At 66.5% G+C, this 24,375-nt stretch carries 20 protein-coding genes, 2 pseudogenes and 1 riboswitch; of the genes and pseudogenes, 13 read left to right on the top strand and 9 right to left on the bottom strand.

Features of this window, described 5'->3' with window-relative positions; translation table 11 throughout:
* Positions 1 to 18: 18 nt before the first annotated feature.
* The 3 genes from cydB to OU996_RS20520 form a co-directional block, all read right to left on the bottom strand.
* Positions 19 to 1,041: a cytochrome d ubiquinol oxidase subunit II gene (gene cydB, locus OU996_RS20530; protein ID WP_324290712.1), complete on the bottom strand. Its 1,023-nt coding sequence runs from the start codon at positions 1,039 to 1,041 to the stop codon at positions 19 to 21.
* A 3-nt stretch (positions 1,042 to 1,044) separates the two neighbouring features.
* Positions 1,045 to 2,457, bottom strand: a complete 1,413-nt coding sequence (locus OU996_RS20525; RefSeq protein WP_267583445.1) for a cytochrome ubiquinol oxidase subunit I — start codon at positions 2,455 to 2,457, stop codon at positions 1,045 to 1,047.
* Positions 2,458 to 2,584: 127 nt separating this feature from the next.
* Positions 2,585 to 3,472 carry a uracil-DNA glycosylase gene (locus OU996_RS20520; RefSeq protein WP_267583444.1) on the bottom strand — a complete coding sequence of 296 codons (888 nt, stop codon included), beginning with the start codon at positions 3,470 to 3,472 and terminating at the stop codon, positions 2,585 to 2,587.
* Positions 3,473 to 3,582: 110 nt separating this feature from the next.
* Between OU996_RS20520 and OU996_RS21510 the strand changes: the two are divergent.
* The 4 genes and pseudogenes from OU996_RS21510 to OU996_RS20505 form a co-directional block, all read left to right on the top strand.
* A pseudogene (locus OU996_RS21510) lies at positions 3,583 to 4,024 on the top strand (NAD(P)/FAD-dependent oxidoreductase); the annotation flags it as partial.
* Between the two features lie 77 nt (positions 4,025 to 4,101).
* Positions 4,102 to 5,301 (top strand): annotated as a pseudogene (locus OU996_RS20515) (electron transfer flavoprotein-ubiquinone oxidoreductase); the annotation flags it as partial.
* 7 nt (positions 5,302 to 5,308) lie between these two features.
* Positions 5,309 to 6,382 carry a hypothetical protein gene (locus OU996_RS20510; protein ID WP_267583441.1) on the top strand — a complete coding sequence of 358 codons (1,074 nt, stop codon included), beginning with the start codon at positions 5,309 to 5,311 and terminating at the stop codon, positions 6,380 to 6,382.
* Positions 6,383 to 6,455: 73 nt separating this feature from the next.
* Positions 6,456 to 7,487: a DUF4062 domain-containing protein gene (locus OU996_RS20505; protein ID WP_267583440.1), complete on the top strand. Its 1,032-nt coding sequence runs from the start codon at positions 6,456 to 6,458 to the stop codon at positions 7,485 to 7,487.
* A 27-nt stretch (positions 7,488 to 7,514) separates the two neighbouring features.
* Here OU996_RS20505 and OU996_RS20500 read toward each other — a convergent pair whose 3' ends face one another.
* Positions 7,515 to 7,976: a hypothetical protein gene (locus tag OU996_RS20500; RefSeq protein ID WP_267583439.1), complete on the bottom strand. Its 462-nt coding sequence runs from the start codon at positions 7,974 to 7,976 to the stop codon at positions 7,515 to 7,517.
* A 554-nt stretch (positions 7,977 to 8,530) separates the two neighbouring features.
* Between OU996_RS20500 and phnC the strand changes: the two genes are divergently transcribed.
* The 6 genes from phnC (at position 8,531) to OU996_RS20470 (ending at position 14,596) form a co-directional block, all read left to right on the top strand.
* A complete protein-coding gene (phnC, locus tag OU996_RS20495) occupies positions 8,531 to 9,376 on the top strand; it encodes a phosphonate ABC transporter ATP-binding protein (protein WP_267583437.1) in 846 nt (281 codons plus the stop codon).
* Positions 9,377 to 9,390: 14 nt separating this feature from the next.
* Positions 9,391 to 10,392 carry a phosphonate ABC transporter substrate-binding protein gene (gene phnD, locus OU996_RS20490; RefSeq protein ID WP_267583436.1) on the top strand — a complete coding sequence of 334 codons (1,002 nt, stop codon included), beginning with the start codon at positions 9,391 to 9,393 and terminating at the stop codon, positions 10,390 to 10,392.
* Between the two features lie 137 nt (positions 10,393 to 10,529).
* Complete coding sequence (gene phnE, locus OU996_RS20485) at positions 10,530 to 11,351, top strand: phosphonate ABC transporter, permease protein PhnE (RefSeq protein ID WP_267583434.1); 822 nt, start codon at positions 10,530 to 10,532, stop codon at positions 11,349 to 11,351.
* Between the two features lie 176 nt (positions 11,352 to 11,527).
* Entirely contained in the window at positions 11,528 to 11,806 is a 279-nt protein-coding gene (locus OU996_RS20480; protein WP_267583433.1) for a hypothetical protein, read from the top strand.
* 169 nt (positions 11,807 to 11,975) lie between these two features.
* Positions 11,976 to 12,644, top strand: coding sequence for a hypothetical protein (locus OU996_RS20475; RefSeq protein WP_267583431.1), 669 nt, complete (start codon positions 11,976 to 11,978; stop codon positions 12,642 to 12,644).
* A gap of 218 nt (positions 12,645 to 12,862) precedes the next feature.
* On the top strand, positions 12,863 to 14,596 hold the full coding sequence (locus OU996_RS20470; protein WP_267583429.1) for an ABC transporter ATP-binding protein/permease: 1,734 nt from the start codon (positions 12,863 to 12,865) through the stop codon (positions 14,594 to 14,596).
* A 4-nt stretch (positions 14,597 to 14,600) separates the two neighbouring features.
* Here OU996_RS20470 and clcA read toward each other — a convergent pair whose 3' ends face one another.
* From clcA to OU996_RS20455, 3 genes are all read right to left on the bottom strand, one after another.
* Complete coding sequence (gene clcA / locus OU996_RS20465; protein ID WP_267583428.1) at positions 14,601 to 15,977, bottom strand: H(+)/Cl(-) exchange transporter ClcA; 1,377 nt, start codon at positions 15,975 to 15,977, stop codon at positions 14,601 to 14,603.
* A gap of 140 nt (positions 15,978 to 16,117) precedes the next feature.
* Complete coding sequence (locus tag OU996_RS20460) at positions 16,118 to 17,071, bottom strand: ABC transporter substrate-binding protein (RefSeq protein ID WP_267583427.1); 954 nt, start codon at positions 17,069 to 17,071, stop codon at positions 16,118 to 16,120.
* Between the two features lie 88 nt (positions 17,072 to 17,159).
* A riboswitch (TPP riboswitch) is annotated at positions 17,160 to 17,257 on the bottom strand.
* 585 nt (positions 17,258 to 17,842) lie between these two features.
* On the bottom strand, positions 17,843 to 19,024 hold the full coding sequence (locus OU996_RS20455) for a winged helix-turn-helix domain-containing protein (RefSeq protein ID WP_267583426.1): 1,182 nt from the start codon (positions 19,022 to 19,024) through the stop codon (positions 17,843 to 17,845).
* 156 nt (positions 19,025 to 19,180) lie between these two features.
* On the opposite strand from OU996_RS20455, the gene OU996_RS20450 reads away from it, so the two are divergent.
* Positions 19,181 to 20,332: a hypothetical protein gene (locus OU996_RS20450; protein WP_267583424.1), complete on the top strand. Its 1,152-nt coding sequence runs from the start codon at positions 19,181 to 19,183 to the stop codon at positions 20,330 to 20,332.
* Between the two features lie 344 nt (positions 20,333 to 20,676).
* Positions 20,677 to 21,444 (top strand): siderophore-interacting protein, encoded by a 768-nt coding sequence (locus OU996_RS20445; RefSeq protein WP_267583423.1) that lies wholly within the window; start codon positions 20,677 to 20,679, stop codon positions 21,442 to 21,444.
* 21 nt (positions 21,445 to 21,465) lie between these two features.
* On the opposite strand, the gene OU996_RS20440 is transcribed toward OU996_RS20445, so the two are convergent.
* Positions 21,466 to 22,230: an ABC transporter permease gene (locus OU996_RS20440; protein WP_267583422.1), complete on the bottom strand. Its 765-nt coding sequence runs from the start codon at positions 22,228 to 22,230 to the stop codon at positions 21,466 to 21,468.
* Between the two features lie 177 nt (positions 22,231 to 22,407).
* Here OU996_RS20440 and OU996_RS20435 point away from each other — a divergent pair, with 177 nt between their 5' ends.
* The gene (locus tag OU996_RS20435; RefSeq protein WP_267583421.1) at positions 22,408 to 23,244 is read left to right on the top strand and encodes a universal stress protein; all 837 of its coding nucleotides are present in this window, start codon (positions 22,408 to 22,410) and stop codon (positions 23,242 to 23,244) included.
* 61 nt (positions 23,245 to 23,305) lie between these two features.
* Here the strand turns inward: OU996_RS20435 and OU996_RS20430 are convergent, their stop codons facing one another.
* On the bottom strand, positions 23,306 to 24,367 hold the full coding sequence (locus OU996_RS20430; RefSeq protein WP_267583419.1) for a response regulator: 1,062 nt from the start codon (positions 24,365 to 24,367) through the stop codon (positions 23,306 to 23,308).
* Positions 24,368 to 24,375: the final 8 nt, after the last annotated feature.

The raw sequence follows: 24,375 nt of genomic DNA, 5'->3' as shown, positions 1-24,375 counted from the left end.
GGGAGGTTTGGCGGGCAGCTAGTGGTAGCTCTCGCCCTCGCGCACCTTGCCGCGGAACAGCCAGTACACGAAGGCGACATAGCCCAGCACGATCGGCAGCATGAAGATGGTGCCGATCAGCATGAAGATCTGGCTGGCGGGGGCGGCGGCGGTCTCCCACACCGTCAGGCTCGGCGGGATGAGATAGGGGAAGATCGAGATCCCGATGCCGAGATAGCCGAGCAGAAACAGGCCGATGACGCCGAAGAACGGCCGGTTCTCGCGCCCTTCCTCCAGCCAGCGCCAGACAAACCAGGCGAGCAGCAGCGTCAGCAGCGGCACGGGGGCGAGGTAGAACAGGTTCGGCGTGGTGAACCAGCGGTCGGCGATGCGCGGGAAGGCGATCGGCGTCCACAGGCTGACAATGGCCATGAACACCAGCACGGTCGGCAGCAGCAGCTTGGCGTGGCCGCGGGCATGGCGGGCGGCGGCGCCCTCGGTCTTCATGATGATCCAGGTGCTGCCGATCAGCGCGTAGCCGGCGACGACGCCGAGCCCGCAGAACAGGGCGAAGGGCGTCGCCCAGTCGAGCGGGCCGCCGGCAAAGGCGTTGTTCTCGACCTTGATGCCCTGCACGAAGCCGCCGAGCAGCACGCCCTGAAAGAAGGCCGCGAGCGTCGAGCCGCCGGCGAAGGCGATGTTCCAGATGAAGCGGCTGGTATCGGCCACATGGCGGAACTCGAAGGCCACGCCGCGGAACACCAGCGCCAGCAGCATGAAGATGACCGGCAGATAAAGCGCCGGCATCACAATGGAGTAGGCGAGGGGGAAGGCGACCAGCAGCCCGCCGCCGCCGAGGATCAACCAGGTTTCGTTGCCGTCCCAGAACGGGGCGACGGAGCTCATCATCTGGTCCTTTTCCACGTCGCTCCGGGCGAAGGGAAAGAGGATGCCGATGCCGAGATCGAACCCGTCCAGCACCACATACATGGCGATGGCGACCGCCAGCAGCAGCGACCAGATGACGGGCAGGTACCAGACCATTCCGACGCTCATATCCATGGCTCATTCCCCCGGGGCGTTGATGGCGGCACGGGTCGCCTCGTGGGCCGAGGCGAGGGGGCGGCTGGGCATGCCCTCATTGGGCGCGTCCACCGCTTCGTCCTTCGGTCCGCGGGCGATGAGGCGGTTGATGTAGTAGATGCCGCCGGAGAACACGACGGCATAGACCACGACGAACAGAGCGAGCGTGGTCGCTACCGCCCAGCCGGCGACGGGCGAGATGGCGTCTACCGTGCGCAGGATGCCCGTGGCGACCCAGGGCTGCCGGCCGACCTCCGTCACGAACCAGCCCGACAGCACGGCGATGAAGCCGAGTGGCCAGACGAACTGCACCGGCGCCAGATACCAGTCGGTCTCGAACAGCCGCCGGCGCCAGAGCAGCCAGGCGCCGCACCAGCCGATGCAGATCATAAGTATCCCGATACCGACCATGATGCGGAAGGCGAAGAACGGGATCACCACGGGCGGGCGGTCGTTCGGGGCGTATTCCTTCAGGCCCGGAAAGGTGCCCTCCCAGCTATGGGTGAGCAGCAGGCTGCCGAGATGCGGGATGGCGATCTGGTAATCATTGCGTTCGGCCGCCTCATTGGGAATGGCGAACAGCACCAGCGGGATGCCGTTCTCGCCCGGCACATTCTCCCAATGCGCCTCCAGCGCCGCGATCTTGGCCGGCTGGTGCTCCAGCGTGTTGAGCCCATGGGAATCGCCGATATAGGCCTGCATGGGGGCGAAGATGGCGATGAGGCCGATGGCCATGCGCATCATGGTGCGCCCGTCTTCGCCGAAGCGGCCCTGATAGACATAGCGTGCGCCCACCGCGAGCACCACGAAGGCGGTGGTGAGGTAGCAGGCGGTCAGCATATGGGCGAAGCGGTAGGGGAAGCTGGGGTTGAAGATGATGGCCAGCCAGTCCACCGGATGGGCGATGCCGTCGATCACCTCATGGCCCGCCGGGGTCTGCATCCAGCTATTGGCGGAGAGGATCCAGAAGGCGGAGAGCGAGGTGCCGAGCGCCACCATGATGCAGGCGAAGACGTGCAGCCCGCGCGGCACCTTGTTCCAGCCGAACAGCATGATGCCGAGGAAGGTCGCCTCCAGGAAGAAGGCGGTCAGCACTTCATAGCCGATCAGCGGGCCGATGACGTTGCCGACGACGCGGGAGAAATGGCTCCAATTCGTGCCGAACTGGTACGATAGTACGATGCCGGACACCACGCCCATGGCGAAGGACACGGCGAAGATCTTGGTGAAGAAGCGCGCGATGCGGTGGTAGCGCTCCTGCCCGGTGGCGATCCACAGCACTTCCAGCGTCGCGACATAGGCGGCGAGGCCAATGGTAAAGCCGGGGAAAATGACGTGGAAGGAGATCGTGAAGGCGAACTGGATTCGCGCCAGAAGGACGGGATCGAATTCCATCGTGCTCCCCATGCTTGTCGTCGCCGCGTCGGCGTGACGTTGGGAGAGTAAGCCCGCTTACCGCTGGATGGAATAACTCAAATGTGTCGGCGTGTTCAATTCGCGCGCTTCTTCGCCGCGCCCCCGCTCAGGGGCGCGGATTGGCGCCGAACTCGGCCAGCTTCGCCTCGATTGCCATAAGATCCCGCCAAACCATGCGTTTTCCCAGCGGGCTGCGCAGCAGATAGGCCGGGTGGAAGGTCGCCAGCGCGGGAATGGTCCGTGTGCCGGTATTATATTCCTGCCAACGCCCCCGCGCCTTGGTGATGCCGTCGGTGATTCCCAGCAGCGTTTGCGCGGAGGGGCCCCCTAGGCAGACGAGGATGTCGGGGTCCGCCAGTTCGATCTGCCGGCGGATGAACGGCAGGCAGATCGCGGTTTCCTGCGGTGTCGGCGTGCGGTTGCCGGGCGGGCGCCAGGGTACGACATTGGCGATATAGGCGCGGGTGCGGTCGATGCCGATCGCCGCGAGCATCCGGTCGAGCAGCTTGCCGGAGCGCCCGACGAACGGCTTGCCCTCGATGTCCTCGTCGCGGCCCGGCGCTTCGCCGACCAGCATGAGACGCGCACGCGGATTGCCGTCGGCGAACACCAGACGCGTCGCCGTGTGCTTCAGCGGGCAGCCGTCAAACCCTTGCAGCAGCTCGGAAAGCGCCTCCAGCGTCGGGGCTGAGGCGGCGGCTTCGCGGGCCTCGATGGCGGCGATGTCCGGGGGTGGCGGGGCGTCGCCCGGCAGGGCAGGAGCGGCCGGGGTGGGGGCGCGGGAGGTAATATGTGCCGGGCGCGCGGGCGCCGGGGCGCTCGGCGCGGGCCGCGATTCAGCGACCTGCGGGCGCGGCCGGAGCATGCTGCGCTCGCGGGCGCTTTCCTCGAAACGGTCCACCGGCGCGTCGCCGAGCGCCACATCGACGCCCGCCTCCACATGGAAGGCGAGGATGTCGGCAATCGCGTCGCGCTCGTTAAGTCTCGGGTCCATAAGGGCCTTCTTCCGTCCAAGGGATGACCTTATCGCGCCGCGGGATGGTTGTCAGGGGGCGGCAAGCGTGGAAGAAGTCCAGAGAACATGCGGGAGCGCCGGAGGCAGCTATGGACGCGGCGGAATTGCCGGATCGCGAGGCCATGGAATTCGATGTCGTCATCGTCGGGGCGGGCCCGGCGGGACTGGCGGCGGCGATCCGGCTGAAGCAGATCAACGCCGATCTCTCGGTCGTGGTGGTGGAGAAGGGCTCCGAGGTCGGCGCCCATATCCTCTCCGGCGCGGTCATCGATCCCATTGGTCTGGATAGGCTTTTTCCCGACTGGCGGGAGGATGCCGACGCGCCGCTGACGACGGCGGTAACCGATGACCGCTTCTATCTGCTCGGCCCCGCCGGCGCCCTGCGCCTGCCCAACGCGCTGATGCCGCCCTTGATGGGCAACCACGGCAATTATGTTGGCTCGCTCGGCAATGTCTGCCGCTGGCTCGCCGCCAAGGCCGAGGCGCTCGGCGTCGAGATCTACCCCGGTTTTGCCGCCGCTGAACTGCTGGTCGATGAGTCCAGTGAGGTGACCAGTCAGGCCAGTCAGGTGGACAGTCAGGCCAGTGTGACCGGGAAAGGCCGCATCGTCGGCATCGCCACCGGCGACATGGGGATCGGCCGCGACGGAGAGATCACCGATCGCTACACACGCGGCATGGAGCTGCGCGCGAAATACACCCTGTTCGCGGAAGGCGCGCGCGGCCAGCTTTCCAAGCAGCTCATCGCCCGCTATGGGCTGGGCGAGGGACGCGAGCCGCAGAAGTTCGGGCTCGGCCTCAAGGAGCTGTGGACCGTGCCGCCGGAAAAGCACCGGCCCGGCCTCGTCCAGCACTCCTTCGGCTGGCCGCTCGACAATGCCACCGGCGGCGGCTCCTTCCTCTACCATATGGAAGACAACCAGGTGATGGTGGGCTTCGTCGTCCACCTCAACTACGCCAACCCGTATCTGTCGCCCTTCGAGGAATTCCAGCGCTTCAAGACCCACCCGCTGGTGCGCGAGACGCTGGCGGGCGGCAAGCGCATTTCCTATGGCGCGCGTGCCATCACGGAAGGCGGCTGGCAGTCGGTGCCGAAGCTCGTCTTCCCCGGCGGGGCGCTGATCGGCTGCTCGGCCGGCTTCATCAATGTGCCGCGCATCAAGGGCAGCCATAACGCCGTGCTCTCCGGCATCCTCGCCGCCGAGGCAACCGCTGCCGCGCTCGCCGCCGGGCGCGAGCATGACGTGCTCGCCGGCTATGAGGCGGCTTGGCGCGGCTCCGACATCGGCCGCGACCTGTGGAAGGTGCGCAACGTCAAGCCGCTCTGGTCGAAGCTCGGCACCTATGCCGGCATCGCGCTGGGCGGGCTCGACATGTGGCTGAACACCGCCTTCGGCATCTCGCCCTTCGGCACGCTCAAGCATGGCAAGGCCGATCATGAGACGCTGCAGCCGGCGGCGCAGTCCCGGCGCATCGAGTACCCGCGCCCGGACAACATCGTCTCCTTCGACCGGCTCTCCTCGGTGTTCCTGTCCAACACCAATCACGAGGAAGACCAGCCGGTGCATCTGAAGGTCGCCGATATGGCGCTGCAGAAGCGTTCCGAGCACGATGTCTATGCCGGCCCGTCCCACCGCTACTGCCCGGCGGGCGTCTATGAGTGGGTGGAGAAGGATGGCGAGGAGGTCTATGTGATCAACGCGCAGAACTGCGTGCACTGCAAGACCTGCGACATCAAGGATCCCAACCAGAACATCACCTGGGTCGCCCCGGAAGGCGGCGGGGGGCCGAACTACCCGAATATGTGAGGGACCGATGCGGCGCTGCTGGCTCACCATTCTTGGAACGCTCATTGCCGCATCCCTAATCGCCTCCGGGCCGCTGGCCGCACAAGAAGCGTCCGAACGCGCGCCGGATTACAGCGCCTTCCGCGAGGGGCTGTTCCTGCGCTACCTCGATGCGCAGCCCGGCGGCATCGCCCGCGTGCCGCGCATTGGCCTGTCCTTTGGCGGCGAGGTGCTGAGCGCGGATCTCGATTCCGGCTCCACCGGCATCGTGGTCGCCGCCGCCTATATCCCCGGCCTCAACCAGCTCCCCGTGCAGGGGCCGGGCGAGCTGACCTATACGAGCTCCGGCCGGGTGATGGTCGGCCAGTGGGTAGTGACCCCCGTCACGCTCTCCGGCAAGGAAAGCGCGAGCCTCACCACCGCGCCGCTGCCGGTGCTGGCGGTGAGCGAGGTGCGCTGCCTGTCGAGCGCGCGCGACTGCGCCCCCTCCCGCGACCCGCGCCATATCGCCATGGTCGGCGTCGGCTTCGCCCGCGAGGCCGACCGGCAGAGCCAGAGCACGCCGGACAAGAATCCGCTGCTGAACATCGCGCCGGGCGAGCGCCCGCGCCGGCAGGGCTATGTGCTGACCGCGGAGGGCGTGCATGTCGGCCTCACCGCCGCCAATACGCGCGGGCCCTTCCGCTATATCAAGCTGGAGCGCCGGCCGGACGGCACGGACTGGCAGCCGACACCCGCCTGCATCAGCCTGAACGGCGCGACCCCTCCGGCCTGCGGCAGCGCGCTGGTGGATACCGGCGTCGGCGCCATGTTCATGACCGTGCCCGCCGCGCAGGCCGGGGTCGCCGGTGCGGGCGCAGACGGGGCGCCCGCCCGCACGCTGCCGGAGGGCACGCAGGTCGCCATCAGCGTCGGCGCGGGAGCGCAGGCTTTTCCGCTCTACGCCTTCACCGTCGGCGACGGCACCCCGCTCGCCCCCGAGGCGATCCATCTGCGCGTCGCCCCGGACCGGGTGTTCGTCAACACGTCCTTCCACCTGCTGAACGGCTATGACGTGCTGTTCGACGGGGAGGGCGGCTATGTCGGGTTTCGCGGATTGTAAACTTTCAGAATAATGTTTCTATGTTGACGTCTCTACGTTGGGGGAGGGGGCATTGGCACGGCCGAGAGTTTTTGTGAGTTCGACCTATTATGACCTCAAGCACATAAGATCTTCTATTGAGGCATTTATATCTAATGTGGGATATGATGCCGTTTTATCAGAAAGAGGGCTTATTTCTTATAATCCTGATTCTGCCCTTGATGAGTCTTGTTATCGCGAAGCTGCTTCGGCTGATATATTTGTTCTTATTATCGGGGGGCGGTATGGATCGGCGTCTTCGGGAGATGGTGAGAGTTCGGATAAAAAATTCTTTGATAGTTACGATAGTGTGACAAAGCAGGAATACGAGCATGCTAGATTGTCTGGAGTGCCAATATATGTACTAATTGAAAATTCTGTTTATATTGAACATAGAACTTATTTGTCAAATAAAGATAACCAGCATATAAAATATGTGAGCGTAGACTCGGTAAATGTATTTAAATTGATAGATTACATACTGGCGCAGCCTAGAAATAATCCAGTTTTTTCATTCTCTAATTACTCCGAGATCGAAAATTGGCTCCGAGAGCAGTGGGCTGGTATGTTTAGGGAGTTTCTGAGATCTCGATCCCAGTTAAGTCAGATTTCTGAGCTTTCAAAGAAAATAAATGATCTTGAAGAAATAAATAATACTCTTAAAGTATATTTAGAAAAGGTTCTTTCGAATGTTGATTCGAAGGGTTCTGCTAAATTAATTCAAGATCAAAACAGAAGAATAGAAGAAGAAAAGATACAGTCTTCGCTTAAGGATAATAAGTGGATAAAATTCGTTTCTGACAAAGTTACGCATAGTTATAAAGGTGCTGTCGAAATAGTAAAAAGTTCGAATTCTGTTGATGAATTAAGATCAAAAATAGTGGAAATATTACATGATAATGGCGCGGAAGATGTAATTGATGTAGTGTCTATATGTTGGATTCGTCACGGCGCTCAAGAAGACTTTGATAACGCGCGTATTGAGCTTGGGCTAAAGCCTATATTTAGGAGAGATGATGAATTTCATGAAGCCAATCGGCTCGTCCGGGGGCGTCGACGGAGACGGCAAGAAAACGCCGATGAATAGCCATGCCTAGCGAGTAGTATAGGCGCCTCACACCAGGCTGAGCAGCAGCGCCGCCAGCAGGATGATCGCGGCCCAGAGGTCGGAGATCATCGCCACGTTCTCGCGCAGGTTCCGGTGCGGGCGGCGGGCGTGGTTGAGGCCGGCGAGGCCGAGGAACAGGCCGCCGACCAGCGCCACCGGCAGCACCCAGGCGGAAAACACCAGCGAGAGCAGGCCGGTGAGGCCGATGGCGACATTGGCGAAGCCGAGCTCCTGCGCCAGCACATGGGCGCGCGGCTCGTCGATGCCGAGAATGCCCTTCACGGTGAAGGCCGGCTTCCAGATCTGCGTGACGCCGGCGAGCAGCAGCCGCACGCCCACGGCCCAGAAGGCGAACCATTTGATGGCGACCACGACGAAGGCGCCGACCCCGCTGGTGGTCGCGAGTTCGCCGGCGATGCTCACCACCGGCAGGATCACCATGGTGAGCAGAATGATCGCGTAATACATGCGTCCCCCGATAGAAGCGTCCCTGCGCGGCCGCGCCGTCCGCGCCCTGCGGCGCGCCCCGTGTCATGGTGGGGGCGGGGAGAGCCGGGGTCAATGCGGCGAGGCTCGGGTCGGCCCACCCGTTCCCCGGACAAGTTGCGCGTAGCGCAACGCTGATCCGGGGCCCAAGGGAGACTCCGCCGGAGGCAGCTTTGCCTCTGGAGCCCCATCAAGGGCACGGCGAAAGACTCGTCCGCTGGATCCCGGCGCGCCTTCCGCTGACACTTCGGGCGTCCGGGACACGGGGCGGTTGGAGAGGCTCGCCCCCAGAGCGCCGTCATGCCCGGCCTTGGGCCGGGCATCCACGCCTTCCTATCCACGCACCCGGTCAAAGTCGTGGATGGCCGGGCCAAGCCCGGCCATGACTGTGTCACGAGAGGCCCCCGTTCCCCGCTGCGGCGAAGCCTTGCCGGCTCTCAGTCGGGGGCGTTCACGGAACTGTCGCAGACGCTTCATCGACGTGTCATCGCACGGGACTACCCCAAGCCGGTCTTTCACAGGCCGGCGGAGATCCGATGGCGGCAGCGCTTCAACTCGACCGTGTGAGCAAGACCTATGGCGCCATGCGCGCCGTGGAGAATGTCTCGCTGACCATCCAGCCGGGCGAGCGCGTGGCGCTCATCGGGGCCTCCGGCTCCGGCAAATCGACCCTCATCCGCCTCGCCGCGGGTCTCATTCTCGCCGATGCGCAGGGGCAGGGCTCCGGCGCGGTGCATTCCTTCGGCGTGAAGGTGCAGGAGGGCGGCAAGCTCGCCGCTGATGTGCGCGCGGCGCGCCGGCATATCGGTCTCGTGTTCCAGCAATTCGCGCTCGCCGGGCGCATGTCGGTGCTGACCAATGTGCTGGTCGGCGCGCTCGGGCGCATCAGCGTGCTGCGCGGCACGCTCGGCCTGTTCAACGAGGATGAGCGCCGCACCGCCTATGCCGCGCTGGCCGAGGTTGGCATCGCCCAGCACGCCATGAAGCGGGCGCGCGAACTCTCCGGCGGCCAGCAGCAGCGCGTCGCCATTGCCCGCGCGCTGGTGCAGGGCGCCAAGCTCGTGCTGGCGGATGAGCCCATCGCCTCGCTCGACCCGAAATCGGCCAAGCGGGTGATGGACACGCTGGTGACGATGAGCCGCGACCATGGCATCGCGCTGGTCGTCTCGCTGCACCAGGTGGACTACGCCACCGCCTATTTCGACCGCGTGGTGGCGATGAATGCCGGCCGCGTCGTGTTCGACGGTCCGGCGGCGCAGATCAACGCCGCCTTCCTCACCGAGCTCTACGGCGCCAGCGCCGAGGAGCTGATCCTGCCCAGCCAGTTCGTCGTCGGCGCCTCCGTGCCGGCCGAGACCCCCGACATCCAGACCGTATCCTGACAGGAGCGACATCCATGAAGCGCATTCTCGCGGCCGGCCTCGTGCTCGCCGGCCTGACCGCCCCGCTGGCGGCGCAGGAAGTCAAGGAGCTGAACTTCGGCTTCATCTCCACCGAGTCCTCGGCCAACCTCGCCAAGAGCTTCGAGCCCCTGCTCAAGGACATGGAAAAGGCCATCGGCATCCCGGTGAAGCCGTTCTTCGTCGGCGACTATGCCGGCGTCATCGAGGGCATGCGCTTCAAGAAGGTCGACGTTGCGTGGTTCGGCAACAAGTCGGCCATGGAAGCGGTGGACCGCTCCAATGGCGAAGTGTTCGTCAAGACCGCCAAGCCGGACGGTTCTTCGGGCTATTACTCGCTGATCGTCACCAATGTCGACCGCAGCGACATCAACAACCTCAAGGACATCCTCGATTGCTCGAAGGGCTATAACTTCGGCAATGGCGATCCGAACTCGACCTCGGGCTTCCTCGTCCCGAGCTACTATGTGTTCGCCCTGAACAATGTCGACCCGGTGAAGTGCTACAAGCGCGTCGTCAGCGGCAATCATGAAGGCAACCTGCTCGCGGTCGCCAACAAGCAGGTCGACTTCGCCACCAACAACACCGAAAACATGACCCGCCTGCAGCAGACCCGCCCGGCGGAAGCGGCCAAGATCAAGGAAGTGTGGCGTTCGCCGATGATCGCCGGCGACCCGATCGTGTGGCGCAAGGATCTGCCGGCCGACCTGAAGGCGAAGATCTACACCTTCTTCATGACCTATGGCCGCAACGGCACGCCGGAAGAGATCGAGGCGGCCCGCGCCGTGCTCGCCAAGACCTCGGACGGCTGGGGCCCCTTCCTCGCCTCCTCCGACGCCCAGCTGATCCCGATCCGTCAGCTCGAGCTGTTCAAGGCGAAGATGAAGACGCAGAACGACGAGAAGCTCTCGGCTGACGAGAAGGCCGCGAAGATCAAGGAAATCGACGCCAAGCTCGCCGCCCTCGACGAGCAGCAGAAGAAGCTCCCCTCCATGTGAGGTGGCATAGGGGTGGCGCTCGCGCCGCCCCGTTCTTCGCCGATCCGGGGCGGCCCGCGTGCCGCCCCGTCTTCGTGGCAGCCGGTCGTTACCGGCTGCTCCCGCCCTCGGATCTCCCGGACGGATTTTCTCGCCCCATGACCAGCTCTGCCGCCGCCCACCGCTCTGCCGTCGCCGCGCTGCCGGCCCCGCCGCACACGCCGCTGACCACGCGCCTCGCCCGCCTCGCCATCGCGGCGGCCGGCGTGACGGTGCTGGTGTTCTCCTGGCACGAGGCGGAGATGGACCCGGCGCAGCTCATGCGCGACGCCGGCAACATGGCGACGCTGGGCGCCGACTTCCTGCGGCCCGACTTCACCGACATCGACGTCTATTTCAACGCGATGCTGGAGACGCTGGCCATCGCCATCTGGGGTACGCTGCTGGCGGTGATCGCCGGCATCCCCTTCGGCATCCTCTCGGCCGACAATGTCGTGCCGCGCTGGGTCGCCTTCCCGATCCGCAGGGTGATGGATGCCTGCCGCGCCATCAACGAGCTGGTCTTCGCGCTGATCTTCATCGCCGCCGTCGGCCTCGGTCCCTTCGCCGGCGTGCTGGCGCTGTTCATCCACACCACCGGCGTCGTCGCCAAGCTGTTCTCCGAAGCGGTGGAGGCGATCGACCCCGCCCCCGTCGAGGGCATTCGCGGCACGGGCGGCACCTGGCTGCAGGAGATCATCTATGGCGTGCTGCCGCAGGTGCTGCCGCTGTGGATCTCCTACGCGCTCTACCGCTTTGAATCGAATGTGCGCTCGGCCACCGTGCTGGGCATCGTCGGCGGCGGCGGCATCGGCATGACCTTCAACGAGACGATGCGCGGCTTCCTTTATTCGCAGGCCTCGGCGATCCTTATCCTCGTCATCATCACCGTCTCGGTGCTCGACATGATCAGCCAGAACATCCGCAAGCGCTTTATCTGAGCGCGGGCCGGCTGACGCAGCGGGCTCAAGGCTCGGCGCCTCACCTAACGTTATGATATTTATGGATTTTCTGTCATAATCTTCAGGGTTTCGTGAGCGCCTCTGGCGCCGCGCCGTGCGTTTCCGACATGCTCCCCAGAGGGCGCGATGACGCCCCCATCAACGGAGGATGTCCTATGATCCGCATTGCAACGGCCGCGACCCTGATCGCGGCGCTCGCCCTTCCGGTTCTCGGTGTGTCGGCGGCGTCCGCTGGCGGGCGCAGCAAGGATGACCGCGCCGCCTTCTGGCAGACCCTGCATCAGGAGGTGGAGCCCTGGAGCGGCCAGATGGTGGCCGCCAATCCCGCGCCGGGCACAGCGACCGCCCCGGCCATGGCCGCCGCCCCGGTCAAAAGCCCGGCGACCACCCACGCTCTCGCCCCGAGCCCGATGGCGGCCAAGCCGGCCGGCTGAACCCGACCCCGCGCCCCGCGTGGCGGGCCACAAAGCCCGCCCTGCGGTTGCGGTGGCTCATGGTGCGATTTGTGATTGCAAACGCTGGAAGTGCCGCCAGAATGATGGTTGCCGAATGCCACCGGGCGGTCTTCCGCCGTTCGGGCCTCGCGCATCACCGGGGGGTGACATGTCCAGCCAGACCGAACTCATCGTGACCAATGCGACCACCGAGTCCGTGACCGTGTGGCTGACGCTCGGCGCCACGGCCGGCTGCATTTCCAATGTCAGCGACGTCGGCTGGGGCATCACCGCCGAGGCGCCGCTTCAGGGTTACTTCACCCTTCAGCCGGGCACGGCGAACAGCGTCTCCTACATCTCGCCTCAAGGTGTCGGGTTCAACGGCAACATCACCTTCGGCACGCCGCCGCTCAACTGTGCGACGCCGAGTTGGCCCGAGGGGGTGAACATCGCGGAGTTCATCCTCAACAATGCCTTCCAGGGCTCGAATGCGATGGAGACCGTAGACATCAGCGCAGTGGCCGGGGTGAACGCGATGATTGCCTTCCATCTCCATGGCGGCGGCTCATGGTCGGCAAGTTCCGCCTATCCGAAGGTTACGTCATTCTCCAACAGCGCCATTGGCGACAATGTCGGGCGGGTCGGCGTCTATCCCTATGGCTGCGACGACTGCACGGCGAGCGTCGCCCCGCCGGCCTGCGCCAATCCGCCGAAAAATGCGCCGAACCCCATCGTTCCGCAGACCGACCCGATCTGCAACGTGCAGCGCGACGCCTCGAAGAGCGGTGGAATGGTCTCCATCACCTTCCTCGGCTATGGCCCTGGCGTGCTGTCCTGACCGCCCTGTGCTAGCCGAGAAGCGCGGGGACACCCGCCTCATGTGCCCTTGCGGCACATGAGGCGGCGGCCGGCCGTGTAATCGGCGGCACTTTGCTTTCCAAAGTTTAATCCATTCGCCACGATCCCGGCGGTATTGCTTCGGCTAATGGTCACGCGGCGGCGTTCGCGCCCCACCCATGCATCAGCCCAAGCATTCCTCCCGCCGGAGACTTTCCCTTGCGCGCCATTCTCTCCTTGCTCGCCGATGTCTGGCGGCTCTCCATTCCCTATTTCCGTGGCGAGGACAAATGGCGCGGGCTGGCGCTGCTCGGCGCGGTGATCGCGCTGGAGGTCGGCTGGGTCTATGCCACCGTGCTGATCAATTCCTGGAACAACGTGTTCTACAACGCGATCCAGGAGCGCGATTACCCCGCCTTCACCCATCAGCTCTGGCTGTTCTCCTTCTACGCCGCCGCCTCCATCGCCATCGCGGTCTACCAGATCTATCTGCGGCAATGGCTGCAGATCCGCTGGCGGACCTGGATGACCGACAAATACCTCTCCGCCTGGCTGGCCAACGAGACCCATTACCGGCTGCGGCTGAAGGGCGATCAGGCGGATAACCCCGACCAGCGCATCGCCGACGACATCAGCGCCTATATCTCGCAGACGCTGAGCATCTTCATCGGCCTGCTCAATGCGGTGATGACGCTGGCCTCCTTCGCGGTGATCCTGTGGGGGCTGTCGGGCGACTTCGCCTTCAACCTGTTCGGCGGGGAATGGCGCATTCCCGGCTATCTGGTCTGGGCCGCCTTCGCCTATGCGGCGCTCGGCACCTTCCTCGCCCATCTCATCGGCCGGGTGCTGGTGAAGCTGAACTTCGACCAGCAGCGCTTCGAGGCCGATTACCGCGTCGATCTGGTGCGCGTGCGCGAGAATGGCGAGCAGATCGCGCTGATGAAGGGTGAGGGCGTGGAGCGCAGCCGGCTGCTCGACCGCTTCGGCCATGTCGTGCACAATTACTGGGGCATCATGATCGCCCAGAAGCGGTTGACCTGGTTCACCGCCGGCTATGGCCAGCTCTCCATCATCTTCCCCTTCGTGGTGGTGGCGCCGGCCTATTTCGCCGGCACCATCCAGCTCGGCCAGCTCATGCAGACCTCCTCGGCCTTCGGGCAGGTGCAGGGCTCGTTCTCCTTCTTCATCAACGCCTATGCGACGCTGGCCGAGTGGAAGTCGGTGGTCGATCGTCTCATCGGCTTCCAGCGCCAGGTCGAGACCACGCACGCCGAGACCCTCAAGGCCAATTACCGCCAGGTGCCCGGCACGGCGCCGCTGGAGGTCACGGACATGGAGGTGCGCCTGCCGGACGGGCGCGCGCTGGTCGCCCTCGACGCGCTGGGCGTCAAGCCCGGCGAGCGGGTGCTGCTCACCGGCGCCTCCGGCACCGGCAAGAGCACGCTGCTGCGCGCCATTGCCGGCATCTGGCCCTATGGACATGGCGTGGTGGAAACCGGCGGGCGCGTGCTCACCTTGCCGCAGCGGCCCTATCTGCCGGTCGGCTCGCTGCGCGGGGCGCTGGCCTATCCCGACCCGATGGAGCGCTTCACTGATGAGGATCTGCGCGGGGCGCTGGAGGCGGTGGGGCTTGCCGCCTTCGCCGGCCGGCTCGACGAGCGCGGCCTGTGGGGCGCGGAACTCTCCGGCGGCGAGCAGCAGCGCTTCGCCATTGCCCGCGCGCTGCTGGTGAAGCCCGACGTGCTGTTGCTGGATGAAGCGACCTCGGCGCTGGACGAGGCGAGCGAGGCCGCGCTCTACCGCACGCTGCGCGAGCGGCTGCCGCAGGCGGCGATCCTCTCCATCGGCCACCGCTCGACGCTGCTGGAGCTGCACGAGACCCATATCGCGCTGGAGCGGCGCGAGGACGGCCCGGCGCGCCTTGTCCCGCACGCGCTCGCCGCGGCGGAATAGGCGATCAGCCGCGCAGCGTGTTGGTGACGCCGCCCCCGGCGACCGCGCCGTCATCGAGGCTAGAGGGCGACGCGGCGGGGGAATGGCTGGCCTGCCGCGCCTTCGCCTCCAAAGCGAGGGTGCGCTCCAGCAGCACCTCGTAGATCGGCCGGTTGCCGAGCGCGAGCGCCACCATATTGGCGATGATGGTGGTGAGCATCACCGGCACCAGCGCGGTGTAGGCGCCGGTCAGCTCCATCACCAGCACCATGCCGACCAGCGGCGCGCCGATGGTGGCGGCGAACAGCCCGCCCATGGCGGCGATCGCCAACACCACCTCCATGCGGTCCGGCAGCGGCAGGACCAGTTCCAGCGCGGCGCCGTAGCAGAGGCCGATGGTGGTGGCGAGCGCCAGGATCGGCGCGAAGATGCCGCCGGCGACGCCGGTGGAATAGCTCGCCATGGTCATGACGAAGCGCAGCAGCACGATGAGGGCCAGCGCCAGCACGGTGCGGTGCTCCTGCGCGAGCTGCACGGCGAGCAGTTCGCCGCCCTGCGTCGCCTCGGGCAGGGCGAACATCAGCACGCCGACGACCAGGCCGACCACGAGGGGGAACAGATAGAAGGAACTGCGCTGGCCGAGCGCGCGCACCCGGTCGAGCGAGCCGATCAGCGTGCGGTTGAACACCGTGCCGACGCCGCCGAGGATCAGCCCCAGCCCGGCGAAGGCCGGCAGCACGGCGAGCGGCAGCGTATCCACCGCGAGGCGCATATAGGGGATGTCGCCAGTGAACATCTGGGTGACGATGGCGCCGGTGAGCGAGGCCAGCACGACGCCGATATAGGTGCGGGCGCTGTAGGGAAATTGCCGGCGCGTCTCCTCGATGACGAAGAGCACGGCGGCGAGCGGGGCGTTGAAGGCGGCGGCAAGGCCGGCGGCGCCACCGGCGGCGAGCAGGCCGCGCATGTCCTGCGCCGCCATTTTGGTGAGGTCGGCCGCGGCCTTGGCGACCGAGGCGCCCATATGGATGGTCGGCCCCTCGCGCCCGAGCACCATGCCGGAGGACAGCGCCAGCAGGCCGCCAAAGAACTTCACCGGCAGCACGCGGTGCCAGCGCACCTCGCGCAGCCCCTCCATCGCGCCCTCGATCTCCGGCACGCCGGAGCCGCCGGCTTCCGGGGCGAAGCGGCGCACGAGGAACAGCGAGGTGACCGTCATGCTGGCGCCGATGAGCGCGGCGGCGAGATAGAGCGGCGCGCCGGTGAGCCCGATGCCGCCGGACAGCCAGGCCGGCCAGGCGGCGCTCAGCCATTCCACGCTGAGATGGAAGGCGGCACCGATGACGCCGACCACCGCCCCGACCAGAATCGCCACGCCGTAATAGAAACCGTTGCCCATCATCCTGTCCCGTCCTGCGCACCCCGTTCGGGTTAGCATTGCCGGGCGGTATCGTCATCCCCGTGCCGGGGGACGATCCCGGATCGGCCTTTGGCCGTCCGGGATGACGAAGGGGGGCGTCCGGGATCAGATGGCGAGGCCGCCTACTTGATCGCGGTGGCGTAGGTGGAGACCGGCTCCACATTGTCGATCAGCTTGTGGCTCTTCATGAACTCCCCGAAGCGGGCATAGCGGCCCTCGTCCAGCGCGGCCGGCGCGTGGGCGAAGCGGCGCAGCGTGTCGGTCCAGGCGGTGCGGTTCAGCTCGTCATCGAGCTTGGGGTTGGCCTTGACGAACACGCCCCACGCCTCCTGCGGGTGGTTGAGGATGTAGATCGTCGCCTCCTCGACCGCCGCGAGGAAGCGCTTGAGGCGGGGATCGCCGACCTTGTCCTTGTGGGCGAGATAGATCAGCTCGTCGAACACCGGCACGCCGTGCTCCTCGGGGAAGAAGGCGATGCCCTCCTTGCCCTCGAGCTTGATCTGGGTGAGCTCGAAATTGCGGTAGGCGCCGATCACCGCGTCCACCTTGCCGGCGACCAGCGCCGGGGACAGGGCGAAGTTCACGTTGATCATGGTGACGTCGGTGGGCTTCAGCCCGGCGCTCGCCAGCATGGTGCCGAGCAGCGCGTCCTCGAGCCCCGCCACCGAATAGCCGACGGTCTTGCCCTTGAGATCGGCGATGGACTTGATCGGCCCGTCCTTCAGCGCCACCAGCGCGGTGAGCGGGGTGGAAATGAGCGTGCCAAAGCGGATGAGCGGCAGGCCCTCCTTCACCGACAGATAGATGTTCGGCTGGTAGCTGACCGCGACATCCGCCTGCCCGGCGGCGACGAGGCGCGGCGGGGCGGAGGGGTCGGAGGGCGGGATCAGGTCGACATCGAGGTCGTGCGCTTTGAAGTAGCCCTTCTCCTGCGCGATGATCAGCGGCGCGTGGTCGGGGTTCACATACCAGTCGAGCAGGACGGTGAGCTTGTCCGCGGCGCGCGCGGGGGCGCTGACGAAGGGAGCGGTGGTGAGTGCCAGCGCGAGCGCGGCGGCGGCGATTTTGGTGAACATGGATCTCCTCGCGTGTTGGAGATCCGGCGCATGAGCTGTCGGGGGAAACCGGCGCGGGCGGTCGCACTGACCACGGCCCCGCCGTCGTTCCGTCCCTTCGCCGGCATGACCCGGATCAGGTTCAAAGGGTCTGGCGGTTGCCATCTCAGCCCCTTGGCCCGTTCGGGCCGCGGGACACCCCTCGGACGCGGCCACGCTAGCAGAGCTGGCATGCCAGAGCAATCGCCGGCTAAGGAGCGGGTGTGCCCCCGTGTCCCGGACGCCTGAAGCGGCAGCGGAAGGCGAGCCGGGAGCCAGCGGGAGAGTCTTTGGCCTTGGTCTTCTTCGCAGGCGAGAGGCATGGCCGCCTGCGGCGGAGCCTCGCGCTGGGCCCCGGATCATCGTTGCGCTGCGCGCAACTTGTCCGGGGAACGAAGGGCGAGCGCCGTCCGCGCCGTGGCGTGCCACGTCTCCGCCCTGACCACGTCATGGCCGGGCTTGGCCCGGCCATCCACGACTTGGGTACGTCGGTCGAGGAGAAAGTCGTGGATGCCCGGCCCAAGGCCGGGCATGACGGCCCTGAGGTGTCGGAAGGTCCACCACTTCCTGACACGTTCCAAGTCAGCAATGGCAAAGGCCCCCGCCCTGACCACGTCATGGCCGGGCTTGGCCCGGCCATCCACGACTTTGTCAGGCGCGGCAGGGTGAAGTCGTGGATGCTCGGCTCAAGGCCGGGCATGACGGCCTTCTGTGACGCCGCGTCCCTCTCTTGTGCCGGGAAGGGCGGTGCCCTTACCCCCGCCAGTCCTCGGCATAGACGGTGCGCTCGACGCCGGCGAAGGTGCCGAGGCGGGTGAGCTCCGTGTCGAGCGCGTCCAGCCGGCCCTTGCTGGCGCGGATGCCGGGCTCCAGCCAGAGGCGGCGCACATCGAGCGTGCCGGCCTTGCGGTCGGCCTTCATGTCGATGCGGCCGATGAGCCGGTCGCCTTCCAGCAGCGGGAAGACATAGTAGCCATAGACGCGCTTGGGCGCGGGGACGAAGACCTCGATGCGGTAGGAAAACCCGAACAGCCGTTCCGCCCGGTTGCGGTCGCGCAGCGCTGGGTCGAACGGGCTGAGCACGCGCAGCCGCGACGGTGGCGCGGGCAGGGCCGCGAAGGCCTCGCCGGCGCCGGCAAAGGCGTGGCTCACCCGCTCGCGCCCATCCGCGCAGGTGATGAGCACGGGTTCCAGTCGGTCGCGATTGGCCTCCACCCATGCTTTGGCCTGCTCGGGTGACACCAGATCCCAGAAGGCGGCGATCTCGCCATGGGTGGCAAAGCCCAGCCGCTCCAGCGCCGAGGTACAGGCCCAGTCGATGAAGGCGCTCGCGTCCACCTCCGCGGCGCGATGATGGGCGGGGATGACGCGCTCGGTGAGGTCATAGACCTTCTGGAAGCCCTCGCGCGCGGCGATGGCAAGCGCGCCGGTGCGCCAGTGATACTCCAGCGCGGTCTTTTCCGGGTGCCAGTTCCACCAGCCGCCGGGCGGGCGCTTCTCGGTCTCGAAATGCCGGGCCATCAGCCGGCCCTCCTGGCGCACGCGCGCCAGCACATGCTCAAAATAGCCCTCGAAGCCGTTCTCGTGCCAGCTCCGCCAGCGCTCCGCGAGGCTGGCGCGCTCCTGGGCGAAGCGGTGCTTCCAATAGGGGAAGAAGGCGGTCGGGATGATCGCCGCGTCATGCGTCCAGTGCTCGAACAGCGCGCCGTCCTTTTCCAGGAGCGCGGTGAGATGCTCGCGCCGGTAGGCGGGGGCGCGGCTGAACAGGATGTGGTGATGCGCCCGCTCGACCGTGGCGATGCTGTCCACCTGCACGAAGCCGAGCCGGGTGATGAGCGCGAGCAGCGCCGCCTTGCCCGCCGGCGCGCGTTCGCTCAGTCCCTGCATGGCGAGAAAGACGCGGCGAGCATCGGCATTGGTGAGGCGAATCGTCATGGCTCGATCTTAGAGCCTCGCGGACTCCTGCGGGGGATCGCGCGTCACCACGCCGAGCGGAGGGCGCCATAAGACGAAAATCACCGGTCTGCACGCTTTTCAAATACACGCATAGGTGGTAATTTAGGGTGCAATATACAACCTGGGGAGGTTAGCATGCATCAACAACAAATCAGCTACTACCGCGCCCGCCTGGAAGAGACGTTTCCCGAGCAGACCCGCGCGCTTCGCGCGGCCAAAACGGATGAGGAGCAACTGGCAATCTACAGCCGGATTGTTGCGGAGGCGCGTCAGGATCTGCGGGCCAAGGTCGCGACCCTCAACCATGAGATGCGCATGACCAATGTCGAGGCGCTGCTGTCCTCGGTTGGCCCGCATCATGATCGGCAGGCGATCGCCAAGTCGTTCGAGGCGATGAAGTATTTCGCCGAGCTCGACGACACGTCGCAGACGGCCGTCGTGGCGCTGAACCCGGACCTGCTGGCCACGCTGGTCAGCGCCGAGGGCTCCGCCATCGAAGTTCAGGTGCAGAAACTGCTCGACGGCGTGGAGCGCCTGTCGAAGATGACCGGTAACGACGCGATCCAGACGGCCCTGCAGATTGTCGGTTTCAGCTCGGTGGCGATCGGCGTCGTGGCCGGCGCCGTGACCTTCTATCAGCTCATGACCCTGAGCGGCGCCTTCACCGTCACCTGCACGGTGGCCGGCGTCGTCGCGGCGACGGTGGCCGTGGTGGTGGCCATCGCCGCCTTCATCGTGCTGTCGGTGCTGATACCGATCATCTACTTTATGCAGAAGCCGTCCGTCTGCGTCGTGTTTCTCATCAACGAGTTCAATGGCGGCGCCGATCTCAAGGGCAATCAGATCAGCTTCGTCGAGGAGTATAACGTTCACGGCAAGCCCGCCGTTATCACGGATGCCATTCCCGGTGCGTATTTCTCGCCCGCCGGCACCTACAGCTATGGCGGTTTCTTCCTGACGACAAAGCGGGACAACGCGCTCGTCGGCACGCAATACGGCTTCAGCCTGACGTGCAACTACAATGGGGCGGGGAAGACGACCGACACCAAGAAGGTCTCCTTCGCCTTCGGCGTCGCGTGCCCGTTGGCCTTCGGCAGCAATAATTGTTACTGCGGCTTCGACATCAGCGCGCAACAGGCCGCCGAGAACACCGCGTCGCAGGACAAGCTGAGCTACAAGGCGACGAATGGCGATGGCATCACGCTGTCCATCAACTGCAATTCGGGCAGTGGCAGCGTGGCCTACTATATCGCGACCGTTTCCGTGCCCGGAACGAACATACTCTAGCACGCCGGGGGCATGACGCCCCCCTTAAGGCCTGCCGCGGGCAGGTTCCTGAATAAACCATCCCTCACAGGTCGCGGCCGATGCCGGGCGTTCCGGCACCGGCCGCCGTGATGACGCACTCGCTCGTGAGCGTGCCGTCGATTGCCGGCGGGCGGGAAGGGGATTAGAAGGGCGGCACCTGCATGTGGGAGCGCGGTGCAGGCCGGGACGCCGCGAGGCCGACCGGATGAGCCGCGCGCGTGCACGTAAGCGTTAACGTCACTCAACGCGCATGATCGAGCGGCCTCGCGGCCCGATCGGCGCGGCATGTCCGTCCGGTCGGCCTGAGGCCTGAAGGGACCGAGATGAACGTTGCTACCCCTGTTTCCCCCGCCGCCCCCGTGCTGAACCGCCAGCGCTTCGAGCCGAAGCGGCGCAGCCTCACCGTGCTCACCATCGAGCGCGTGACGCCCTCCATGCTGCGCCTCGTGCTCGGCGGCGACGACCTCGCCGACTTCGCCAGCGCCGCGCCGGACGACCATGTGAAACTCGCCGTGCCCGGCCCCGATGGCACGGAGGAGCGCCGCGACTACACGCCCCGGCGCTTCGACGCGGCCCGGCGCGAACTCACGCTCGATTTCGCCCTGCACGAGGCCGGCCCGGCCACGCTCTGGGCGCTGAACGCCCGTCCCGGCGACACGCTCGACGTGCTCGGCCCGCGCGGCTCCGCCGTCGTCGAGGGCGCGATCGCCCACTGGCTGCTGATCGGCGACGAGACGGCGCTGCCCGCCATTGGCCGGCGCATCGAGGAAGCCGCGCCGCAGGCCCGCATCACCAGCCTCGTCGCGGTGACGAGCGCGGGCGAGGAGCAGGCTTTCAGCACCGCCGCGACGCTGGAGGCGCGCTGGATCCACCGCCCGGCCAGCGCGCTGACCGATGCCGCGCCGTTCCTCAAAGCGCTGGAGACGATGGCGCTGGAGCCGGCGACCTATGTCTGGGTGGCCGCCGAGGCGTCGGTCGCGCGGGCGGTGCGGGCCTATCTCACCGAGACGCGCGGCGTGCCGCTCGGCTGGATCAAGGCCGCCGGCTACTGGGTGATGGGCCAGGCCGACGCGCATGAGAAGATGGGCTGACGCCCCGTCTTGCCGGAAAACTCAGGCCGGCGTGCTCTCGCCGGCCGTCTCCGGCGCCCAGGGCAGCAGGCGGGTGAGCGCCCGGTCGACCAGCGCGAACAGGATCAGCGCCACCGCGAGCAGGATGGCGAGCGCGGCGAACACCATGTCGGTCTGCATCCGCGCGTTTGAGTACAGCATGAGATAGCCGAGCCCGGCCGAGGCGCCGACCCATTCGCCGACCACCGCGCCGATCGGCGCCACGGCGGTGGCGACCCGCAGGCCCGAGGCGAGCTGGGGCAGGGCGGCGGGAATGCGGATGAAGCGCAGCGTCTTGTAGGTGCCGGCCCCGCCGAGCCGGGCGAGATCGACCAGCCCCTGCTCGGTGCGCGCGAGGCCGTCATGAAAGGCCGAGGCGACAGGGAAGAAGATGATGAGGCTCGCCATCACAATCTTCGAGGCGAGGCCGAAGCCGAACCAGATCACCAAAAGCGGGGCGATGGCGAAGACCGGCAGCGCCTGCGCCACCAGCAGGACGGGGCGCATGGCGCGCCGGGCGAGCGGGGAGCTTGCCATGGCGAGCGCGCAGGCGATGCCGAGCGCCGAGCCGCAGACGAGGCCGAGCAGCATCTCGCCCAGCGTGATCAGCGCGTTGTGCCCGAGGATGGCGGCGTTCGCCCAGCCGGTCGTCACGATGCGCAGGGGGCCGGGCAGGATATAGGCGGGGATCGCCAGCGCCCGCACCACGGCCTCCCAGAGACCGAGCAAAATGAAGGAGATGGCGAGCCCGCGCCCGATACCGGCCATGCGGTGAATTCCTAGATGAGGGTGATTGCTTATAGTGGCCGACGCCGGGCTGCGCGAGGGTAGGGATGCGCGGTTCATCGCGGGGGCCGCGAGGCTGAAATTCGAGGCTTGACGTCCATCGCCAGCGCGTCACTTGCATGGGGTCAAGCTGACCAAAAGGAAAAAGTGGAGGCGCCAATGATCAAGGACATTCTTGTCAGTCTTCGTCTGGGTTCGGGGCCGGATGCGACGGTCGATTACGCGGTCTCGGCCGCGACGGCCCTGAACGCTCATCTCACCGGTGTGGCGGTGAGCTATGAGATCGACATTCCCCCGGTCTATACCGAAGCCTTCTCGACCGATTTTCTTGAGGCGCAGCGGGCCGAGAGCAAGAAGCTCGCCGATCATGCCGTCGCCTATTTCGGCGAGGCCTCGCGCTCGGTCGGCCTGACCGGCGAGGTGCGGGTGATCGACGGCACGCCGGGCGGCGCGGCCGAGCAGATCGGCATCATGTCGCGGCTCTACGACCTCACCATTGTCGGCCAGTCGGACCCGGAGAAGATGGGCGCGGAGGAGGTCATCGCCGAGGCGGTGATGTTCGATTCCGGCCGCCCGGTGCTCTTGGTGCCCTGCAAGCAGCAGAAGCCGTTCTCCGCCAAGCGCATTCTCGTCGCCTGGGATGGCGGGCGCTCGGCGGCGCGCGCGGTGGCGGAAGCCCGCCCGCTGCTCGCCCATGCCGATCTCGTCGAGGCGGTGGTGGTGGAGAGCGGGCGCACCCGCAAGCCGGATTCGCTGCCCGGCGCGGACCTCGCCCGCCATCTCGCCCGCCACGAAAAGACGGTGGAACTGCGCCGCCTCGTGCCTGGCGCCGGCGAGAGCGTGGCCGACGTGATCCTGAAGGAAGTGGCGGCGCGCGACATCGACCTGGTGGTGATGGGCGGCTACGGCCATTCGCGCCTGCGCGAATTCGTCCTCGGCGGCGTCACCCGCGACATGCTGGAGCGCATGCCCGTGCCGCTGCTGCTGGCGCATTGAGGCGGGGGAATTCGGACGACAGACATGCGGCCGGGCACCCCCCGGCCGCCTCTATTGAGGCTCACGCCGCCGGGATGGTTTCCGGCAGCGGGAAGGTGACGGCGACGCAGGTGCCGCGCGAGCGGGGGCGCCATTCGAGGGCGCCGTTGATGCTGCCGGCCATGGAGCGGACGATGCGGCTGCCGAGGCCGCTGCCCAGCGCCTTGCCCTCGCCGGTCCAGCCGATGCCGTCATCCTCGACCGACAGCTCGGCGGTGCCGGCCTCGGTGTCGACCCGCAGGCGCACCCGCACTTCCCCGGCGCCGTCGCTGCCATAGGCGTATTTGAAGGCGTTGGTGACCAGCTCGGCAACCATGACGCCGATCGGCACGGCGCGGTCGGTCGGCAGGATCAGGTGATCGGTGGCGAGGGTGAGCTGGGAGGTGTGCCCGGCCTGGCGCATGGAGGCGCCGATATCCTCGATCAGCCCGTGCAGATATTCGTCGATGGCGACGACGCGCACATCGGCGGAGGTGTAGAGGCGGCGATGCACGCCGGCGATGGCGAGGATGCGCGCCTGCGTCTCGGCCAGTGCCGCGCGGCACTCCTTGTCCTCGATGGCGTTGGATTGCAGGCGCACCATGGCCGAGACCATGGCGAGGCTGTTGGCGACACGGTGATTGACCTCGGCGAGCAGCGCCTCGGCGCGGTCGCGGGCCTCGCGCACTTCCTGCTCGGCCTGCTCCTTGGCGCGGCGCAGCCTTGCGGTCTCGATCGCCTGGTCGATGGCGGAGACCAGCAGCTCGATGAACTCGACCTCGATGGTCTTCGGCACATAGTCCACCGCGCCGGCCTTCAGCGCCTGCACCGCCACCGTGGTTTCGGAGGAGGCGGTGACATAGACCACGGGCGGTGCGCCGGGCCGCCCCCGCAGCGCGGCCAGCACGTCGATGCCAGTGCCGGTGGGCAGGAAATGGTCGAGCGCGACGACATGGATGCCGTCCTCGTCGATCCGCCGCAGGCCGCTCTCGGCGTCGCCGGCCAGTTCCACCTCATAGCCGCGGCGCGTCAGCGCCTTCTGCACCAGACGCCCCATGCCCGGATCGTCATCGATATAGAGCACACGGTGGGCGCTGGCGGCCATGGAGCGGG

The organism is Ancylobacter sp. SL191 (genome assembly GCF_026625645.1).
Taxonomy (GTDB): Bacteria; Pseudomonadota; Alphaproteobacteria; order Rhizobiales; family Xanthobacteraceae; genus Ancylobacter.
The sequence above is the reverse complement of the archived record's forward strand: the minus strand, read 5'-3'. Positions and strand labels throughout refer to the sequence as shown.

Coding starts and splice junctions, on each gene's coding strand:
- OU996_RS20520 (WP_267583444.1), bottom strand. CDS start 3,472: ATGGACCCGAGACTTAACGAGCGCGACGCGATTGCCGACATCCTCGCC.
- OU996_RS20440 (WP_267583422.1), bottom strand. CDS start 22,230: ATGGCCGGTATCGGGCGCGGGCTCGCCATCTCCTTCATTTTGCTCGGT.
- OU996_RS20460 (WP_267583427.1), bottom strand. CDS start 17,071: ATGTTCACCAAAATCGCCGCCGCCGCGCTCGCGCTGGCACTCACCACC.
- OU996_RS20435 (WP_267583421.1), top strand. CDS start 22,408: ATGATCAAGGACATTCTTGTCAGTCTTCGTCTGGGTTCGGGGCCGGAT.
- OU996_RS20500 (WP_267583439.1), bottom strand. CDS start 7,976: ATGTATTACGCGATCATTCTGCTCACCATGGTGATCCTGCCGGTGGTG.
- OU996_RS20510 (WP_267583441.1), top strand. CDS start 5,309: ATGCGGCGCTGCTGGCTCACCATTCTTGGAACGCTCATTGCCGCATCC.
- cydB (WP_324290712.1), bottom strand. CDS start 1,041: ATGGATATGAGCGTCGGAATGGTCTGGTACCTGCCCGTCATCTGGTCG.
- phnD (WP_267583436.1), top strand. CDS start 9,391: ATGAAGCGCATTCTCGCGGCCGGCCTCGTGCTCGCCGGCCTGACCGCC.
- phnE (WP_267583434.1), top strand. CDS start 10,530: ATGACCAGCTCTGCCGCCGCCCACCGCTCTGCCGTCGCCGCGCTGCCG.
- OU996_RS20475 (WP_267583431.1), top strand. CDS start 11,976: ATGTCCAGCCAGACCGAACTCATCGTGACCAATGCGACCACCGAGTCC.
- phnC (WP_267583437.1), top strand. CDS start 8,531: ATGGCGGCAGCGCTTCAACTCGACCGTGTGAGCAAGACCTATGGCGCC.
- OU996_RS20430 (WP_267583419.1), bottom strand. CDS start 24,367: ATGGCCGCCAGCGCCCACCGTGTGCTCTATATCGATGACGATCCGGGC.
- OU996_RS20480 (WP_267583433.1), top strand. CDS start 11,528: ATGATCCGCATTGCAACGGCCGCGACCCTGATCGCGGCGCTCGCCCTT.
- OU996_RS20450 (WP_267583424.1), top strand. CDS start 19,181: ATGCATCAACAACAAATCAGCTACTACCGCGCCCGCCTGGAAGAGACG.
- OU996_RS20455 (WP_267583426.1), bottom strand. CDS start 19,024: ATGACGATTCGCCTCACCAATGCCGATGCTCGCCGCGTCTTTCTCGCC.
- clcA (WP_267583428.1), bottom strand. CDS start 15,977: ATGATGGGCAACGGTTTCTATTACGGCGTGGCGATTCTGGTCGGGGCG.
- OU996_RS20525 (WP_267583445.1), bottom strand. CDS start 2,457: ATGGAATTCGATCCCGTCCTTCTGGCGCGAATCCAGTTCGCCTTCACG.
- OU996_RS20445 (WP_267583423.1), top strand. CDS start 20,677: ATGAACGTTGCTACCCCTGTTTCCCCCGCCGCCCCCGTGCTGAACCGC.